This is a genomic window from Paracoccus wurundjeri (genome assembly GCF_030678915.1).
In the GTDB taxonomy this organism is placed as follows: domain Bacteria; phylum Pseudomonadota; class Alphaproteobacteria; order Rhodobacterales; family Rhodobacteraceae; genus Paracoccus; species Paracoccus onubensis_A.
In genome coordinates, this window is the sequence record NZ_JAUUTZ010000004.1 from 170,520 (window position 1) to 187,090 (window position 16,571).

The window sequence follows — 16,571 nt, forward strand, 5'->3', positions numbered from 1 at the left end:
GTGATCCATGGATGCCGCAAGGCGGTTTCTTCATCATAGGTAAACGATTTTGCGAGGGGCCCGATTTCATGGACAACCATTGCCGCGATTCATGGCCCCGGCTGCATCTTCATGGCATGCCGAAGCGACTGCCATTCAGTCAAGGAAGCCCACGCAAACGCTATCCGGAACGCCTCGCTGAAAACGGGAACAGGCATGCGTGATTTACGAGTTTTGATCGCTGCCCTTGCAAGCGTGGTCATCCATACCTACGTCCTTGCCGTAACCCGCCGGCAGCGACAACAGAACAAACGGGCATGCTGACGATGCGATTCCTGCTGATATTTCATTCCGAGCTGGCTGATCAATGGCGCTGCTTCGATACTGCACATCTTCCCGCGTTTCGTTCGGGGCGCGTAGAGGATCTGCCCGCGGCCCTGCGGGCTGCCCCGGCGCAGGTCATGCGCTGGATGCTTGGGCGCTACGAAATCTCGGATGATCTTATACCTGTGCCGGAACGCTCGAACCATGGGGTGGGGCGGGATGGTGTGATCTCGGTTTACGCTCTGGATCCCAATCAAGCCGTCATCGATCTTGAAAACGAATATCTTGGCGCCTGGCTTGAGATGTTCCTGCATGAGAACCGGCCGCTTGGTTATATCGCCGCCCGAAAGGCGCGGGTCTTGCCGACTGCGGACGTGATGACCCCGCTGGAAGAGCGCGCGGCACGGCCTTTGCATAGCGATGACGCGGCCTGCCGCCAGACGGTGGATAGGATCACCGAACACCAGCATTCGCTGGACGAGTTGCGCAATCTTGACATCGAAGGCCCAAACCATCTGAGGGAGAGGGCCTGACAACGGTCGTGGTGCCAACGCAATGCAAAAGCCAATTGCATGAGTTCCGGATCGGTGGCCTGATCCGGAATAACCTTGCCGATTCATTGCCGCACCATCCTGTCTATTCCAACGACAGTCCTGTCCGTCGATCAGACATAGCTACGCGATAGAGTTTTTTCTTAAGAATCAAGGCGCATGCGGCTCATTTCCTTGGCGAGCATATCGCACATCAGCCGCTTGGCGGTATCAACGGCGCTTGTGGCCGAGACAAAAATCCCGACCCGGATATTGGCGAGCATCTCCTGCATCAGCGGAACGAATTCCAGATCGCCGCGCTCCACTTCGTCATAGAAACCGATTTTTGTGTAAAGCCCGATACCGCGGTTGGCGAGGATCATCTCTTTCGCGAGAAACAGGGTATTCGTGAAAATATGCGTGGATAACGGCGTGACCAAGGTCGCGATCGCCTGATCGATGATCGATTTGCCGCCCCGGGCGTCGATGGTTCGGACCAGCCGGTAATGAGAGATATCATCGACCGTGACACTGGCGCGCCCGGCAAGGGGATGGTCAGGTCGTACCAGCACGCCGAAAGGCGCCGATTTTTCCGACAACAGCCTGATATCGGGATGTTGAGAGAAGGTGAAGGCAATGCCGATCTCGGCTGTTCCTTCGGCCACTTGCTGAACCACGTCTTCCGGTTGGGCCGTTGTGACAGAAATAGAAATATCCGGGTAGATTTTGCCGAATTCGATCATCGCGCGGGGCAGGCAGCCGACCGCGATGGAATCGATGGTGTGGATGTTGATATGGCCGGTACGCAGGTCCCGCATATCATCGATCAGGATCTTCATACGTTCGTAATCGTGCAGCACCTTGCGGCAATGCTCGAGCAGAATCGTCCCTACCGAAGTTAATTCTACGCCCTCGGGCGTGCGATCGAACAGCGATACGCCCAGCCTGTCCTCGACACTGAGGATCTTGCGATTGACCGAGGTCGAAGACACGTTCAGCAGAAGCGCCGCCTTGCGGATCGATTTTTGTCTGGCGACTTCGTCAAAATATTTCAGGAAGATGGAATGCATCGCAACCTCCGGATGGGTGGTGCAAAAACCGCACCACTGTTGGCCGATCTTTCTTCTACCTGCATCACCGTCCCGGCGATAGAGTGGAATAACATAAGGTCGAACCAAGGGCCGCTTTCCTATCCCCAGCAGGAGAAATGCAAATGACGAGATATATGTTGGACGGGTTGTCCCGCCGCAATCTGTTGCGAAACATGGGGGTTGCCGCAGGCGCAGCCTTTACCGGTTCTGTTGTCGGAATCGGCCGCGTATGGGGCGCCGACACCTTCGCTGTAACGCTGCAACTGGGCTGGCTGGCAGGTAACGGAATTCTGGGCGAAATCGCGGCTGACGAACAGGGATTCTTTGCCGAAGAAGGTCTGACGCTGGAGGTCGTGCCGGGCGGGCCGAATATCGACGGCGTTGCCTCGGTCGCGTCGGGGCGGGCGAATCTGGGCTCGATCAGTTCCAGCCCGTCCCTGATGCTGGCGCGCTCGCAGGGATTGCCGGTCAAATGCATCGCTGCGGGCTATCAGCAGCACCCATTCACCTATTTCTCGCTGGAAAAGAACCCGGTCCGCGAACCGAAGGATCTGATCGGCAAGACCGTGGCGACCAACGGCACCGCGCGTATCCTGCTTCAGGCGCTGCTGGCGGCGAATGACATCTCTGAAGATCAGGTCGAAGTGCTGGTCATGGGGGCTGACATGTCGCCGTTATTGACCGGGCAGGCCGATGTCGTGACCGGCTGGAAGACGAATACCAGCGCCCTGTCGGTACTGGGCGAGGACCGGGTGGATATGACCTTATGGGATGCCGGGATCCAGCTTTATGCTAATCCCTACTACGTCACGGACAGTTCGCTTGAGCAGCATCCCGAGCAGGTGCGTGGCATGCTGCGGGCCATCGCCCGTGGCTGGGGCTGGGTTCATGACAATCCGGAAGCGGCGGTGGATATTCTTGTCGGGCGCTATCCCAATCTCGACCGCGAAAGCGAACTGGCGGCGGTCGGCGCGGTGATAGATTTCAGCTTCGGCGATGCGACGGTCGCCAGCGGGTGGGGGGCCATGACCCGCGAAAACTGGCAAGCGCAGATCGACATCTACGATCGCCTTGGGCAGTTCGAGAACGGCGCTCCTGCTGTGGACGACGTCATGACCCTGTCGGTGCTGGAGGATATTTCCCCGGCGCGGCCAACCTACGGGTGAAAGAAATGATGGAAACGAAAGAGTCATTGACCGGAGCCCCCGTGACCGTTCCTCATGGCGGGTCTGCCGCTACTTTGAAGGCTGCGTCGGTCTGTTTCGGCAGCTTCACCGCCATCGACAAGCTGGATCTTGAGATTGAGGCAGGTTCTTTCTACACGATCCTCGGTCCGTCCGGTTGCGGCAAATCCACCATGCTGCGGCTGGTATCCGATCTGATTCCCGCCGCCGCAGGCGAGGTGTCTATCTTCGGGAAGACAACAGAAGAAGCCCGGTTGGCCCGTGAATTCGCCTTTGTTTTTCAGGACGCGGCGCTGCTACCCTGGCGTTCTGCTTTGAAGAATGTTGAATTGCCGCTGGAAATCGGCCGCAAACGCAATATCGATATCCCGACGGGGCCCCGCAACCCGCGGGAATTGCTGGAACTCGTAGGCCTCAAAGGCCGCGAGAATGCATTGCCGCACGAACTGTCGGGCGGAATGCGGCAGCGTGTCGCCATTGCGCGGGCGCTGGTCTGCCAGCCGAAGCTGCTGCTGATGGATGAGCCCTTTGGCGCTTTGGATGAGATGACCCGGGACCGTCTGAATCTTCAGTTGCTGGACATCTGGCGCGAGACGGGCACCACGATCCTGTTCGTCACCCATTCGATTTCCGAGGCGGTGTTCCTTGGCCAGAAGGTCGTGATGTTGCGCGCGAATCCGGGCCGGCTGCGCCAGATCGTCGATATAGAACTGCCTGAGCCACGCGAAACCAAACTGCGCGATACACCGGAATTCACCCGTTACTGCGGATATCTGCGCGATTTGCTGGAGACCTGTTGATGGCTGTTGTCGAAACCGTATCCGTTCCTGATCCTGTTGCCGATGCCCGCGCGGCGGCGCGGCGGGAAAAAACCATGACCGCCGCCGTGCCGATCGCGACTGCCGCCGCGCTGATCCTGTTGTGGGAAGTCGGCGTAAGGGGGTTCGGTGTGCCGACCTATATCGCCCCGGCGCCATCGGCGGTGGCAGCGACCTTCGTGGACAAGTTTCCAGTGCTGATGCAGAATTTCTGGCCGACTTTCGTGGAAAGCGTGGCCGGTTTCGCTGTGGGTAATCTGGCCGCAATTCTGATCGCCGTCACTTTCGTGCATTCGCGGCATATGGAACGCGCTTTCTTTCCCATCGCCGTGTTTGTCAATACGATCCCGATCCTGGCGATTGCGCCTGTGCTTGTGCTGATCCTCGGGCCGGGCATAACCGCGAAAGTGGTGATCGCCGCGTTGATCTGTTTCTTCCCGACGCTGGTCAACATGGTGCGGGGCCTGCAATCGGTCAGTCCGCAAACGCTCGAACTGGCGCGGATCCTTTCGGCCTCGAAATCCGAGATTTTCTGGAAGATGCGCCTTCCATCCTCGCTGCCATTCCTGTTCTCGGCGTTGAAAATTTCGGCGACAACCTCGGTCATTGGCGCGATCGTCGGTGAATGGGTGGGCGCGGATCTGGGCTTGGGAGCATTGATCATCGACGCGACCTTCAATTTCAACTCGCCGCTGCTTTACGCGACCGTGTTCATGTCTTCCGGCCTGTCGGTGCTGATGTTCGCACTGGTGACATTGGCCGAGCGCCGGATCGTGCGCTGGTAGCCTAAGAGATTCATTTTCAGGAAAACGGCGCCCGGTGCCGATATCGCCGTGGCGCGACAGGAGGAGTTTGTCCAAATGACCGACCGTATCAAGGATTTCGTCATGTCCGGCGCGAGCCAGGTGCCGGTGGTTTCCGACACGGATGTTCTGGTGATCGGTGCGGGTCCGGCGGGATTATCCGCCGCCGTCTCGGCCGCCCGCAACGGAGTTCGGGTGACGCTGGTGGAACGCTATCACCATCTGGGCGGCATGGCGTCCGGGGGGATGGTGCTGGTGCTGGATGACATGGTGAATGACGGCAGCGAGATCGTCACCACCGGCATCGTCAGCGAATTCGTCGAGCGGATGCAGCGGCAGGATGCCGCGATCTTTCCGCCACCTGAAGACTGCCTGACCAATTGGGAGATGTGGCAGAAATGGTCCCGCTGGGGCTGCATCGATTTCCACAAACAGGGCATGCCGCAACCGATCATCCATGCAGTGGCCTTTGATCCCGATGCATGGAAGCGTGTCAGCCTCGATCTGGTGCAGGAGGCGGGGGTCGAGCTGCGCACGCATAGCTGGTTTTCCGAAGCTCTGGTCGAGGACAGCCGGGTGACGGGGGTAATCGTTCAGACCAAGCTAGGCAGGCAGGCGATCCGGGCGAAAATGCTGGTGGATGCTTCGGGCGATCTGGATGTGGCCTCGTCTGCCGGAGCATCCTTTGCGACCGGGCAGTTCATCGTCACAACGGTTTTCCGGCTGATGGATGTCGACACCGGGAAGGCCGAAGCCTTCGAATACGAAAACCCAGAAGAATACAAGAAACTCGACCGGCAGGCCCGGCGGATCATCGGCGGGGCCTGGGGGATGTGGTGGCTGAAGACGCCGCTGCCCGGTGTGGTCTGGTGCAACTGTCCGCATATGCCCGGTTTCGACGGTCTGTCGCCCGAACATATGGTCGAGGCCGAGTATGAAGGCCGCCGCCGCATGATGGCCTTGCTGGAATTTGCCCGTGAAAACCTGCCCGGTTTCGAGAACGCCAGAATGCTGGGCGCGGCCGAGCAGATGGGCATCCGGCAGACACGACTTTTGCAGGGCGAATATGTCGTCACCAAGGACGATGTGAAGAAACGCCGTCACTTCGCCGACAGCGTTTGTCGCGGCAGGGATTATTACACGCCGTATCGCGCGTTGCTTCCCAAGGGGATCGACAATCTGATCGTCGCGGGTCGGCATTATTCCGTGGAAAGCGAGGCGCAAAAGCAGTCCCGCGAAATTCCGCCCTGCATGGCTCAGGGCGAGGCGGCAGGCATCGCCGTCACCAAGGCGCTGGAGGCGGGATGCGCGCTGCGCGATGTCGATGTGACCGCAATCCAGAAGCAGATGCGCGCGCAGGGTGCTGATCCGGGGGACGTGCCCTCGGTCAATGCGCTGATTGACGAACGAGTGGACGCGTGAAGGAGGATAAGATGACAGAGCAGCAATTTCCGCTTGAGGGCATCCGTGTCCTTGATTTCACCCAAGTGATGATGGGACCATGCGCAACGCAGATGCTGGCCGATTTCGGTGCCGATGTCATCAAGATCGAACGACCCGGCGCGGGTGATCTGTCGCGCAACTTCTTTGGCGACACCTCGGAAGTGGCGATGAACAATGCCGTTTTTGCCTCGCTTAACCGTAACAAGAGATCGGTTGAGATCGACACCAAATCCGAGGCGGGCCGGCAGATGGTTTATGATCTTGTGACACAATCCGATGTCGTGGTGGATAACTTTCGTGCCGGGGTCATGAAGCGGCTGGGCTTCGACTACGATACCCTTCGCAAGATCAACCCGGCGATCATCTGTGCTTCGGGCACCGGATTCGGCGAGGTCGGGCCTTATGCGCATAAGGGCGGGCAGGATGTCCTGGCTCAGGCGATGACCGGGGTCATGGAAAAAACGCAGGACCCGGTGGTACCGAAATCGATCTATCCCACGACGCTTTGTGATTATACGGCGGGAATGCATCTGGTTCAGGGCATCCTGGCGGCATTGCTGGCGCGGGAGAAATCCGGGTTTGGCCAGAGGGTCGGCGTGTCGCTTTACGACTCGATGCTGGCCATGCAGATGCAGGAGGCGGCGCAATGGTCGAAGCATGGCGAGGTGCTGAACTGGGCCGCCATGCCCTTGACGGGAGTATTCGACACCTCCGACGGTGCGGTGGTTGTTGTCGGGGCGTTCAAGCAGAATCCCTTGCGCGATATCTGCACCGCGCTTGGAATAGAGGATCTGTCCCCCGAATATCCCGATCTGGCAGCGCAGCGCGCCCATAAACCATATCTCCAGGGGCGTTTCCGCGAGGCTTTCGCCACCAATACCACGGAATACTGGATGGAGAGGCTGGAGGCACAGGATCTACTTTCCGCACCTGTCCGTTCGCTTGGCGAGGCCCTGGACGATCCTCAGACCGAAGCGAACGGAATGCTTGTCGATCTTGATCATCCGATCCTTGGGCAGATCACGCTTGTCGGCTCTCCGGTACATCTGAGCGACGCGCCGGTGATCATCCGTCACACACCGCCGCGCCTTGGCGAACATACGGGGGAGGTCATCCGCGAATTCGGCCTGCGCGCAGTGGCACGGAGGGAAGCCGTATGACCGTCCTGTTCGCAGTTTCCGGGCATGTTGCGCGGGTGACGATCGACCGCCCCGAGCGCATGAATGCGGTAGATGTCGCGACCGAGACGGAACTGGAGCGTGTCTGGTGCGAGATCGAAACACGTGACGATATTCGTTGCGTGGTGATGACAGGCTCGGGTGACCGCGCCTTCAGTGCAGGGGCGGATCTGAAAGCCGGTGGTGAGTCCAGCGGCCTTGATTATTGGGCGGCGGCCAATCCCAATGGTTTCGGCGGTATCGCGCTAAGGCATACGCTGACCGTGCCGGTGATCGCCCGGGTGAACGGACTGGCCTTGGGCGGCGGATTCGAGATGGTTCTGGGTGCCGATATCGTCATCGCCTCGCAGACCGCAAAATTCGGTCTGCCCGAAGCCAAGGTCGGGCGGTTGCCGCTGGATGGCGGCATGGTCGCATTGCAGCGGCTGATCCCGCGCAATATTGCTGCGGGTCTTATGATGACCGGCAGGATGCTGGACGCCGCAGAGGCAGAACGCTACGGGCTGGTCAATGCGGTGGTTCCGCCAGAGGATCTGGATACTGAAACCGATGCATGGGTGACGGATATTCTCTCTTGTGCGCCGCTTTCGGTCGCCGCGATCAAGGACACGATCCGCGCCACTGCGCATCTCAGCCCTGTAGAAGCGCGCGATCTGCGCCGTCCTGCCCTGATTGCCGCCCTCAAATCCGAGGATTCCGACGAGGGTGTCCGCGCATTTCGGGAAAAACGCGTGCCGGTCTGGCGCGGCAGGTAAGCCGGAAAAAAGGTTATGGCGCTTGTGATCCAAAGTCAGTGCATCGACGTCAAGGATGGCATCTGCACCACTTCCTGCCCGGTCGATTGCATCTACGAGGGAGAGCGGATGTTTTACATCCATCCCACGGAATGCATCGAATGCGGCATGTGCGAAAGCATTTGTCCGGTCGATGCGATCCGTTATGACGACGAACTGGATGCCGAGAATGCCGTTTTCGCCAGGATCAACCGGGAGGTCTTTCTGAACGCCGAAGGCGAACTTGACGAGCCTGGAGGCTGGTTTCGCGGAACGAGTCCACGCGCCGATCATCCGGAACTGGCGGGTTATGCTTTCAGGGAATCGATATCGCATGAAGCGTGAGGGGGCGGGTTACAGTAACCAGAACCCGTCGCGGCTGAATCGGAAACGCAGGTTACTTGCGTCCCGCGATGGGGGGGGGGGGGCCCCCGGCACCCCCGAGGTATTTGGACAAAGAAGAAGGGGAGGCAGCGAAACCGGGCAGGTGCGACAGGCTCTAAGTCATCGCTTATCCTGCAATCGGATCCAGCCCCCTGACCAGCGGTCCCTGTTTCGTCTGGATCCGTGAGGATGATCGGATCATTTCTCCCTTGCCAGCACGGCCGCCAGATCCGGCGGAAAGAAATCCGGCCCTTTCAGGACTTTGCCGTCCTTGCGCAGAACCGGGCGGCCATCGGTGCCGAGTTTCGACATATTGGAGGCATGCACCTCCGCCATCGCCGCCGCTTTCAGCGGATGCAGGCCGAATTCGAGGAAGGTACCATCAAGGACATATTGGATGTCGCAAAGCGCGTCGAGTACTTCGACCATGTCGCGTGCCTCCACGGCCTGTCGCAGTTCGGCCACTTCCTCTTCGAGGATGGCGAGCCGCATCGGGGCGCGGGTTTCCGGGATCGATGGGGTTTCCACGACCGGCACGTCGAAAGCCTCGTGCCATTCCCTCACGATCGAAAGCGTGTCTGTTGCAGCCTTGTCCGCCATCAGAAATCCCAATCCTCATCCTCGGTCGCCATCGTTTTGCCGATCACGTAAGACGATCCGGAGCCCGAGAAGAAATCGTGGTTCTCGTCCGCATTGGGGCTGAGCGCGGCCATGATCGCCGGGTTCACACGGCATAGCTCATCGGGGAAGAGCGACTCGAAGCCCAGATTTTGCAGCGCCTTGTTGGCATTGTAGTGCAGAAAGGCCTTCACGTCCTCTGTCAGGCCAAGCGGGTCATAAAGCGTCTCGGTATAGCGGCACTCGATCTCGTAGAGATCGAAGATCAGTGCGAAAGCGAAATCCTTGATGTTCTGCCGTTCGGACTCGGCCAGCCGCTCCAATCCGCGCTGGAACTTGTAGCCGATATAATAACCATGCACCGCCTCGTCGCGGATGATGAGCCGGATGAGGTCGGCGGTGTTGGTCAGCCGCGCGCGGCTTGACCAGTGCATCGGCAGGTAGAAGCCGGAATAGAACAGGAAGCTTTCGAGGAAGACGCTCGCCACCTTCTTGCGCAGCGGATTCGCCGTCGCGCCGTATTCCTTCAGGATCAGGCGTGATTTTTCCTGAAGCTGCGCGTTTTCCTCGGACCAGCGGAAGGCTTCGTCTACCTCGGCGGTCGAGCACAAGGTCGAGAAGATCGAGGAATAGGATCGCGCATGGACGGCTTCCATGAAGGCGATATTAGTCAGTACCGCCTCTTCATGCGGGGTGATGGCGTCGGGCATGAGCGAGGGCGCGCCCACGCTGTTCTGGATCGTGTCCAGAAGGGTCAGCCCGGTGAAGACGCGGATCGTCAGCCGCTGCTCGTCCTCGGTCAGTTGCGACCAGCTTTGAATGTCGTTCGACAGCGGAACTTTCTCGGGTAGCCAGAAATTCACCGTCAGCCGGTTCCAGATTTCCAGATCCTTGTCGTCCTGCAGCCGGTTCCAGTTGATCGCAGGCGGGACGGGGCGGGTAGGGGGCAGGTCTTTCATGGCTTTTCTCACAGCGAACAGGACACGCAGCCCTGCACCTCGGTCCCTTCCAGGGCCATTTGGCGCAGGCGGATATAGTAGATGGTCTTGATGCCTTTCTTCCAGGCATGGATCTGGGCGCGATTGATATCGCGCGTCGTGGCTGTGTCCTTGAAGAACAGCGTCAGCGACAGACCCTGATCGACATGCTGGGTCGCCGCGGCATAGGTGTCGATGATCGCCTCGGCGCCGATTTCGTAGGCATCCCGATAATATTCGAGATTGTCATTAGTCATGTAGGGGGCCGGATAATAGACACGGCCGATCTTGCCTTCCTTACGGATTTCGATCTTCGACGTGATCGGATGGATCGAAGAGGTGGCGTTGTTGATATAAGAGATCGAGCCTGTCGGCGGCACCGCCTGAAGGTTGCGATTGTAAAGCCCGTGCTTCATCACCGATTCTTTCAGCGCGCCCCATTCCTTGCGGCTGGGCGCGGCGATGGCGAAGCGCTTGAACAGGGCCTTCACCGTATCGGTTTCGGGCAACCAGTCCTGTTCGACATATTTGTTGAAGAAGGAACCGTCGGCATATTTCGACGCCTCGAAGCCCGCAAAGCTTTTGCCGCGCTCTTTTGCCAGCGCGTTCGAGGCGCGCAGGCAGTGAAAGAGAATTGTGGCGAAATAGACATTGGTGAAGTCGATTCCCTCGGGCGAGCCGTAATGGATATGTTCGCGGGCAAGGAAACCGTGCAGGTTCATCTGGCCAAGCCCGATGGCATGGCTTTCGTCATTTCCGCGGCGGATCGAAGGCACCGAGTCGATGGCAGACATCTCGCTTACCGCGTTAAGCGCGAGCACCGCGGTTTCCACCGTCTCGCCCAGATCGCCACCATCCATTGCACGCGCGATATTGAGCGAGCCGAGATTGCAGGAAATATCGGTTCCCAGATGCTTGTAGCTGAGGTCGTCGTTGAATTCTGACGCCTCGTTCACCTGCAGGATTTCGGAACAAAGGTTCGACATGGTGATCCTGCCCGCCACCGGGTTGGCCTTGTTCACCGTGTCTTCGAACATGATATAGGGATAGCCGGATTCGAACTGGATTTCGGCGAGTGTCTGGAAGAACTGCCGCGCGTTGATCTTTTTCTTGCGGATCTTTGCGTTGGTCACCATCTCGCGGTATTTTTCGGTGACGGAAATTTCCGAGAAGGGCACGCCATAGACCTTTTCCACGTCATAGGGCGAGAAAAGATACATGTCCTCGTTCTTCTTTGCGAGTTCAAAGGTGATATCTGGGATCACCACGCCCAGAGAAAGCGTCTTGATCCGGATCTTCTCATCGGCATTCTCGCGCTTGGTATCGAGAAAGCGCAGGATGTCCGGATGATGCGCGTTCAGATAGACCGCCCCCGCCCCCTGCCGCGCGCCAAGCTGATTGGCATAGCTGAAGGAATCCTCTAGCAGCTTCATCACCGGGATGACCCCGGAGGACTGGTTCTCGATGCCTTTGATCGCGGCGCCATGTTCGCGGATATTGGTGAGCATCAGCGCGACGCCGCCCCCCCGCTTGGAGAGCTGGAGCGACGAGTTGATCGCCCGCCCGATGCTTTCCATATTATCCTCGATCCGAAGCAGGAAGCAGGAAATCAGCTCTCCCCGTTGCGCCTTGCCGGCATTAAGAAAGGTCGGCGTGGCAGGCTGAAAGCGGCCATTCAGCACTTCCTGCATCAGTCGCATGGCCAGTGTTTCGTCGCCACGCGCAAGGGTCAGGGCAACCATCACCACGCGATCCTCGAACCGTTCGAGATAGCGTTTCCCGTCACGGGTCTTCAGCGTGTAGCTGGTGTAATATTTGAACGCCCCCAGAAAGGTCGGGAAACGGAACTTCAGCTTGAAGGCCGCATCCCAGATCCGCGTGATGAAGGCGTCATCATATTGCGCCAGCGCCTGCGCCTCGTAATAACCCTCATCGACCAGATAACGCAGCTTTTCTTCCAGCGAGTGAAAGAACACGGTGTTCTGGTTCACATGCTGAAGGAAATATTGCCGCGCCGCCATGCGGTCGGCGTCGAAGCGGATGCGCCCCTTTTCGTCATAAAGGTTCAGCATCGCGTTCAGTGCATGATAGTCGAACCCCTGCCATTCGGCGGGCACCGCCTTGGCGGGTGCGGCATCGTTCAGATCGCGGTCGAGAAGTGCGTTTTCCAAAACCTGTCCAGTCCTTCGCTGACCCGGACGATATCGGTCTCTGTTCCGGCCAGTTCGAACCGGTAGAGAACGGGGACACAGCATTTCTGCGCCACCACATCGCCCGCCAGGGCAAATGTCGCCCCGAAATTGCGGTTGCCCGAGGCGATGACGCCGCGGAGATGATGCCTTGTGTCCGGATCGTTCAGGAACCGGATCACCTGTCTGTGGATCGCCCCCCGGCCCAGCCCGTCGGAATAGGTCGGCGTGATCAGGACGAAGGGCGTGCGCGGGGCGGGCATCGGCTCTTCCGGCGGGATCGGGATGCGGCTCGCCATCCGCCCCAGACGGGTGACAAAGCGGGCTGTGTTTCCTGATCGCGAAGAGAAGTAGACGATGCCGCCCATCCGACTATCAGCTGAGTGCGCTGATCTTGTCGGGGCGGAATCCGGCCCAGTGGTCATCGGCGGTCATCACGACAGGCGCCTGCCGATAGCCGAGTTCGGTGACCCGGGCCATCGCCTCGTCATCCTTGGTCAGATCGATCAGATCGAATGCAATGCCCCTGGCCGAAAGCGCGCGAGTCGTGGCGGTGCATTGTACACAGGCGGGTTTGGAATAAACGGTGATGCTCATCTGCTGTCCCTTTTTTCTGCCTTGTTATGATCGAGAGGCATAAGGGACGCGGACACATGCGGCGGACCGCATTGCACAACGTCTCCGGGCCCTCCGACCGGTTCGTTTCTGTCGTCCTGGCAGGTCTCCTGACTTGCGGTTCAGTCGCTTCGGCCCTCCTTCCCGGCGATCTTTGCCAGTGGAATAACGGGCCTGGGCTTACCGCTCACAGTTGCGGGGGCAGCGCCGGTTTCTCACCGGCTTCCCTTTTCACCCGAGATGAGTCGCGGGCACCAAGACATACCCTATGTAGACACTCGCAATGCTTTGCTGTCAATATGCGGTATCATCTTAATTATTTTCGAGTCGCGGTACTGAGGAAGTCCGCATGCTGTGAGAGCGAACAGGCATGGGTTATGCGTAAGAGTATCTTACATGAATAATTAAAATTACTCGTTTTTTGTTAGCTCATCTGCCGCTTACATCTGTAACAAGGAAAGCCAACAGGTGTGCTGTGAGCGACAGGTCAAAATTGCTGGAGGTATCCGTCTGGCGCGGGATGGGTGATGAGGGTGCCTATGAGACATTTCAGGTGCCCGCGCGGGATAACCAGACGGTCCTGGATGTGGTCAGCTGGATCCAGCAATCCGCCGATCCGTCGCTGACCTATCGCTATGCCTGCCGGGTGGGCATGTGCGGGTCATGTGCGATGATGGTGAACGGGGTGCCGCGCTGGACCTGCCGCACCCATGTCAAGCGGGTGCTGCGCGATGGCGCCTTGCAGATCGGGCCGCTGCGCAATCTGCCGGTGATCAAGGATCTGGCCGCTGACATGGATCCTTTTTTCGACAAATGGATCAGGGCGGGCGGCGTGCATCGCCCCTCGCGCAGCCGGGACGATCCGATCCAGCAGGTGCCCCCTGACGATCCGGGCCGTGTGGAGGCGAACAAGGGGATCGAGTGTATCAACTGTTCGGTCTGCTATGCCGCCTGCGATACGGTTGCCGGCAATCCCGACTATCTGGGTCCGGCGGCGCTGCAACGGGCATGGACGCTGTATAATGACGCGAAGGTCGAGGACCGGCAGGCGGTTCTGGACAGCGTGTCGGGCGCGGGCGGATGCCACAACTGCCACTCGCAGGGCAGTTGCACGCGCTTCTGCCCCAATGAACTGGATCCGCTAAGCGCGATTGCAGGGCTGAAACGCGCCAGCGCGCGGTCATTCTTCAGGCGCGGGGAATAGGGCAATGCTGAATATCGGACTGTATATGGCGCAACGGCTGAGCGCGATGGTCATGGCACCTCTGGTGCTGGGACATATCGCGGTGATGATCTATGCTGTGCAGGGCGGGCTTTCGACCGCCGAAATTCTCGACCGCACGCAGGGCAGCGTCTGGTGGTTCCTGTTCTACGGCAGTTTCGTCCTTGCGGTTGCGGCCCATGCGGCCATCGGGCTGCGGGTGATCCTGCATGAGATGACCGGGCTGCGCGGGCGGTGGCTGGAGGTCGTTACCTGCGGCATTGGGATGTTGCTGCTGATCATGGGGGGGCGTGCCGTTCTGGCCGTGACATTCGCATGATGCTGAAAGCGCACAGGAATCATCCGCTTTGGCTTGCATATATGCTGCATCGGCTGTCAGGGCTGGCGCTGGCGCTGTTCCTGCCGGTGCATTTCCATGTGCTGTCATTGGCGCTCACGCGGCCCGAAAGCCTTGACCGCTTTCTTGGCCTTGCCGATAATCCGGCGGTGAAACTGGCCGAGTTCGGGCTGGTCTTCCTGCTGGCGGTGCATTTCTTCGGCGGGCTGCGCCTTCTGGCACTGGAGTTTCTGCCGTGGTCGGCGCGGCAGAAAACACTGGCGGCGGCCTCGATTGCCGGGGCGTTCCTGATCTCGGGCACATTCCTTTTGCAGGCGGTGTGAATATGACGTCAATACGCGATATCGAACGCGAAGACACCGACATCCTGATCCTTGGGTCAGGCGGGGCGGGGTTGTTCGCCGCGCTGCACGCCCAGCAGACCGCGCCCGAGGGCACGCGGATCACGATGGCCGTCAAGGGGCTGATCGGCAAATGCGGCTGCACGCGGATGGTGCAGGGGGGCTATAACGTTGCGCTTGGCGGCGGTGACACGGTCGAGCGGCATTTCATGGATACCATACAGGGCGGCAAATGGCTGCCCAATCAGGACATGGCGTGGCGGTTATGTGAACAGGCCGTTATCCGTATCCGCGAGCTGGAAAATGAAATCGGCTGTTTCTTCGACCGCAATCCCGACGGGTCGCTGCATCAGAAGGCTTTTGCCGGTCAGACCGCTGACCGCACCGTTCACAAGGGCGATCTGACCGGTATCGAGATCATCAGCCGGCTGATGGAGCATGTTCTGGCCCGCCCGATCCGCAAGCTGCAAGAGCATCGCGCCATCGGGCTGATCCCGACGCGCGACGGCTCTGCTTTGGCCGCGGTGTTGTTTATCGACATGCGCACGGGCCGTTTCCGCCTCGTGCGGGCCAAATGCGTGATGATGGGCACGGGCGGCGGGCCGACCATGTATAAATATCACACGCCATCGGGTGACAAGACGATGGACGGTCTGGCGATGGCGCTGCGCATCGGGCTTCCCCTGCGCGACATGGAGATGGTGCAGTTCCACCCGACGGGCCTGTTGGCGGGCGATGACACCCGCATGACCGGCACCGTGCTGGAAGAGGGGCTGCGTGGCGCGGGCGGGCAATTGCTGAACGCGCGGGGCGATCGCTTCATGTTCGACTATGACCGGCAGGGCGAACGGGCGACGCGGGATGTGGTCAGCCGTGGCATCTATGCCGAGATGCGCAAGAACAACGATCCCGATCAGGTCGGCATGTTCATCTCGATGAGTCATCTGGGTCCCGAGAATGTGCGCCGCAAATTCGCCGGGATGGTGAAACGCTGCGCCGATTCCGGTTTCGATCTGGCGGGCGGCAAGGTCGAGGTGGTGCCGACCGCGCATTATTTCATGGGCGGCGTTGTCGTCGATCCCGACACGCGCACCGCGATCGAGGGATTGTATGTCGCCGGCGAAGATGCGGGCGGCGCGCATGGCTCGAACCGGCTGGGCGGCAATGGCGTGGCGAATTCGACCGTTTATGGCGGGATCGCGGGCGATGTCATGGGCATGGATATGCGCAGCATGGGCGCGTTGCGCGATCCTGACGAACAGGTGCTGGCGGCCGAGATCGAACGCGCCTGCCATCCGCTTCGGCGCAAGCCGGGCCATATCCAGAGCCTGCGCCACAAGCTGCAAGAGGCAATGTGGGAGGATGTGGGCGTCATGCGCACCGGCCCGGGTCTGCAACGTGGACAGCGGCGGGTCGCGGAAATTCGGGGCGAACTGATGGAAACCGGGGTGGATCCGTCGAATCTGGCCTTCAACCTGACATGGCATGACTGGCTGAACATGGCGTCCCTGACCGAGATTTCCGCCGTCATCGCGCGGGCGGGCGAATTGCGCGAGAATTCTCGCGGAGCGCATTACCGCGAGGATTTCCCCGAGCCGGGTGAGATGGAGACATCCTATTTCACCGTGGCCCGCCAGAAGGGCGATGAACTGGAGCTGGAACGCGAGGATGTGCGCTTCACCATCGTCCGGCCCGGCGAAACCATCCTGCCCGAAGGCGAGCCGGAAACGCTGGTTGCCGCGCAATAGCCGACCGAGGAGGAAGC

Annotated in this window: 18 protein-coding genes and 1 riboswitch; of the genes, 12 read left to right on the forward strand and 6 right to left on the reverse strand. The window is 59.7% G+C overall.

Annotated elements, in window-relative coordinates; all coding sequences use genetic code 11:
* Positions 1-296 precede the first annotated feature (296 nt).
* Complete coding sequence (locus Q0601_RS06100) at positions 297-836, forward strand: hypothetical protein (RefSeq protein ID WP_305288206.1); 540 nt, start codon at positions 297-299, stop codon at positions 834-836.
* Between the two features lie 161 nt (positions 837-997).
* On the opposite strand, the gene Q0601_RS06105 is transcribed toward Q0601_RS06100, so the two are convergent.
* Positions 998-1,903 carry a LysR family transcriptional regulator gene (locus Q0601_RS06105; protein ID WP_305288208.1) on the reverse strand — a complete coding sequence of 302 codons (906 nt, stop codon included), beginning with the start codon at positions 1,901-1,903 and terminating at the stop codon, positions 998-1,000.
* Between the two features lie 143 nt (positions 1,904-2,046).
* Between Q0601_RS06105 and Q0601_RS06110 the strand changes: the two genes are divergently transcribed.
* The 7 genes from Q0601_RS06110 (at position 2,047) to Q0601_RS06140 (ending at position 8,468) form a co-directional block, all read left to right on the forward strand.
* Positions 2,047-3,090, forward strand: coding sequence for an ABC transporter substrate-binding protein (locus Q0601_RS06110; RefSeq protein ID WP_305288210.1), 1,044 nt, complete (start codon positions 2,047-2,049; stop codon positions 3,088-3,090).
* 26 nt (positions 3,091-3,116) lie between these two features.
* Positions 3,117-3,908 carry an ABC transporter ATP-binding protein gene (locus Q0601_RS06115; RefSeq protein WP_305288213.1) on the forward strand — a complete coding sequence of 264 codons (792 nt, stop codon included), beginning with the start codon at positions 3,117-3,119 and terminating at the stop codon, positions 3,906-3,908.
* Positions 3,908-4,711 (forward strand): ABC transporter permease, encoded by an 804-nt coding sequence (locus Q0601_RS06120; RefSeq protein WP_305288215.1) that lies wholly within the window; start codon positions 3,908-3,910, stop codon positions 4,709-4,711. The genes Q0601_RS06115 and Q0601_RS06120 overlap by 1 nt, the downstream gene beginning before the upstream one ends.
* A 75-nt stretch (positions 4,712-4,786) precedes the next feature.
* A complete protein-coding gene (locus Q0601_RS06125; RefSeq protein WP_305288216.1) occupies positions 4,787-6,151 on the forward strand; it encodes an FAD-dependent oxidoreductase in 1,365 nt (454 codons plus the stop codon).
* 11 nt (positions 6,152-6,162) lie between these two features.
* Positions 6,163-7,332 carry a CaiB/BaiF CoA transferase family protein gene (locus tag Q0601_RS06130; RefSeq protein ID WP_305288218.1) on the forward strand — a complete coding sequence of 390 codons (1,170 nt, stop codon included), beginning with the start codon at positions 6,163-6,165 and terminating at the stop codon, positions 7,330-7,332.
* On the forward strand, positions 7,329-8,105 hold the full coding sequence (locus Q0601_RS06135; RefSeq protein WP_305288220.1) for an enoyl-CoA hydratase-related protein: 777 nt from the start codon (positions 7,329-7,331) through the stop codon (positions 8,103-8,105). The genes Q0601_RS06130 and Q0601_RS06135 overlap by 4 nt, the downstream gene beginning before the upstream one ends.
* 15 nt (positions 8,106-8,120) lie before the next feature.
* The gene (locus Q0601_RS06140; RefSeq protein WP_305288222.1) at positions 8,121-8,468 is read left to right on the forward strand and encodes a 4Fe-4S dicluster domain-containing protein; all 348 of its coding nucleotides are present in this window, start codon (positions 8,121-8,123) and stop codon (positions 8,466-8,468) included.
* A 237-nt stretch (positions 8,469-8,705) separates the two neighbouring features.
* Here the strand turns inward: Q0601_RS06140 and Q0601_RS06145 are convergent, their stop codons facing one another.
* The 5 genes from Q0601_RS06145 to nrdH form a co-directional block, all read right to left on the reverse strand.
* Positions 8,706-9,107, reverse strand: a complete 402-nt coding sequence (locus Q0601_RS06145; protein ID WP_305288224.1) for a nucleoside triphosphate pyrophosphohydrolase family protein — start codon at positions 9,105-9,107, stop codon at positions 8,706-8,708.
* A complete protein-coding gene (gene nrdF, locus Q0601_RS06150; RefSeq protein WP_305288226.1) occupies positions 9,107-10,084 on the reverse strand; it encodes a class 1b ribonucleoside-diphosphate reductase subunit beta in 978 nt (325 codons plus the stop codon). Before nrdF ends, Q0601_RS06145 begins: the two co-directional genes overlap by 1 nt.
* An 8-nt stretch (positions 10,085-10,092) precedes the next feature.
* Positions 10,093-12,174 (reverse strand): class 1b ribonucleoside-diphosphate reductase subunit alpha, encoded by a 2,082-nt coding sequence (nrdE, locus tag Q0601_RS06155; protein WP_370656094.1) that lies wholly within the window; start codon positions 12,172-12,174, stop codon positions 10,093-10,095.
* A 68-nt stretch (positions 12,175-12,242) separates the two neighbouring features.
* Entirely contained in the window at positions 12,243-12,659 is a 417-nt protein-coding gene (gene nrdI, locus Q0601_RS06160; RefSeq protein ID WP_305288230.1) for a class Ib ribonucleoside-diphosphate reductase assembly flavoprotein NrdI, read from the reverse strand.
* A gap of 7 nt (positions 12,660-12,666) precedes the next feature.
* Positions 12,667-12,888, reverse strand: coding sequence for a glutaredoxin-like protein NrdH (gene nrdH / locus Q0601_RS06165; RefSeq protein ID WP_305288232.1), 222 nt, complete (start codon positions 12,886-12,888; stop codon positions 12,667-12,669).
* A gap of 101 nt (positions 12,889-12,989) precedes the next feature.
* Positions 12,990-13,180: riboswitch (cobalamin riboswitch) on the reverse strand.
* Positions 13,181-13,426: 246 nt separating this feature from the next.
* Here nrdH and Q0601_RS06170 point away from each other — a divergent pair.
* The 4 genes from Q0601_RS06170 to Q0601_RS06185 are packed head-to-tail and all read left to right on the forward strand — an operon-like array spanning position 13,427 to position 16,554.
* Entirely contained in the window at positions 13,427-14,110 is a 684-nt protein-coding gene (locus Q0601_RS06170) for a succinate dehydrogenase/fumarate reductase iron-sulfur subunit (RefSeq protein WP_370656095.1), read from the forward strand.
* A gap of 4 nt (positions 14,111-14,114) precedes the next feature.
* Positions 14,115-14,447, forward strand: a complete 333-nt coding sequence (locus Q0601_RS06175) for a succinate dehydrogenase (protein WP_305288236.1) — start codon at positions 14,115-14,117, stop codon at positions 14,445-14,447.
* Entirely contained in the window at positions 14,444-14,788 is a 345-nt protein-coding gene (gene sdhC / locus Q0601_RS06180; protein WP_305288238.1) for a succinate dehydrogenase, cytochrome b556 subunit, read from the forward strand. The genes Q0601_RS06175 and sdhC overlap by 4 nt, the downstream gene beginning before the upstream one ends.
* A 2-nt stretch (positions 14,789-14,790) precedes the next feature.
* Entirely contained in the window at positions 14,791-16,554 is a 1,764-nt protein-coding gene (locus tag Q0601_RS06185; protein WP_305288240.1) for an L-aspartate oxidase, read from the forward strand.
* The last annotated feature ends 17 nt before the right edge of the window (positions 16,555-16,571 follow it).

Coding starts and splice junctions, on each gene's coding strand:
- Q0601_RS06145 (WP_305288224.1), bottom strand. CDS start 9,107: ATGGCGGACAAGGCTGCAACAGACACGCTTTCGATCGTGAGGGAATGG.
- nrdH (WP_305288232.1), bottom strand. CDS start 12,888: ATGAGCATCACCGTTTATTCCAAACCCGCCTGTGTACAATGCACCGCC.
- Q0601_RS06135 (WP_305288220.1), top strand. CDS start 7,329: ATGACCGTCCTGTTCGCAGTTTCCGGGCATGTTGCGCGGGTGACGATC.
- Q0601_RS06120 (WP_305288215.1), top strand. CDS start 3,908: ATGGCTGTTGTCGAAACCGTATCCGTTCCTGATCCTGTTGCCGATGCC.
- nrdI (WP_305288230.1), bottom strand. CDS start 12,659: ATGGGCGGCATCGTCTACTTCTCTTCGCGATCAGGAAACACAGCCCGC.
- Q0601_RS06175 (WP_305288236.1), top strand. CDS start 14,115: ATGCTGAATATCGGACTGTATATGGCGCAACGGCTGAGCGCGATGGTC.
- Q0601_RS06170 (WP_370656095.1), top strand. CDS start 13,427: ATGGGTGATGAGGGTGCCTATGAGACATTTCAGGTGCCCGCGCGGGAT.
- Q0601_RS06130 (WP_305288218.1), top strand. CDS start 6,163: ATGACAGAGCAGCAATTTCCGCTTGAGGGCATCCGTGTCCTTGATTTC.
- Q0601_RS06140 (WP_305288222.1), top strand. CDS start 8,121: ATGGCGCTTGTGATCCAAAGTCAGTGCATCGACGTCAAGGATGGCATC.
- nrdE (WP_370656094.1), bottom strand. CDS start 12,174: ATGCTGAACCTTTATGACGAAAAGGGGCGCATCCGCTTCGACGCCGAC.
- sdhC (WP_305288238.1), top strand. CDS start 14,444: ATGATGCTGAAAGCGCACAGGAATCATCCGCTTTGGCTTGCATATATG.
- Q0601_RS06105 (WP_305288208.1), bottom strand. CDS start 1,903: ATGCATTCCATCTTCCTGAAATATTTTGACGAAGTCGCCAGACAAAAA.
- nrdF (WP_305288226.1), bottom strand. CDS start 10,084: ATGAAAGACCTGCCCCCTACCCGCCCCGTCCCGCCTGCGATCAACTGG.
- Q0601_RS06185 (WP_305288240.1), top strand. CDS start 14,791: ATGACGTCAATACGCGATATCGAACGCGAAGACACCGACATCCTGATC.
- Q0601_RS06110 (WP_305288210.1), top strand. CDS start 2,047: ATGACGAGATATATGTTGGACGGGTTGTCCCGCCGCAATCTGTTGCGA.
- Q0601_RS06125 (WP_305288216.1), top strand. CDS start 4,787: ATGACCGACCGTATCAAGGATTTCGTCATGTCCGGCGCGAGCCAGGTG.
- Q0601_RS06100 (WP_305288206.1), top strand. CDS start 297: ATGCTGACGATGCGATTCCTGCTGATATTTCATTCCGAGCTGGCTGAT.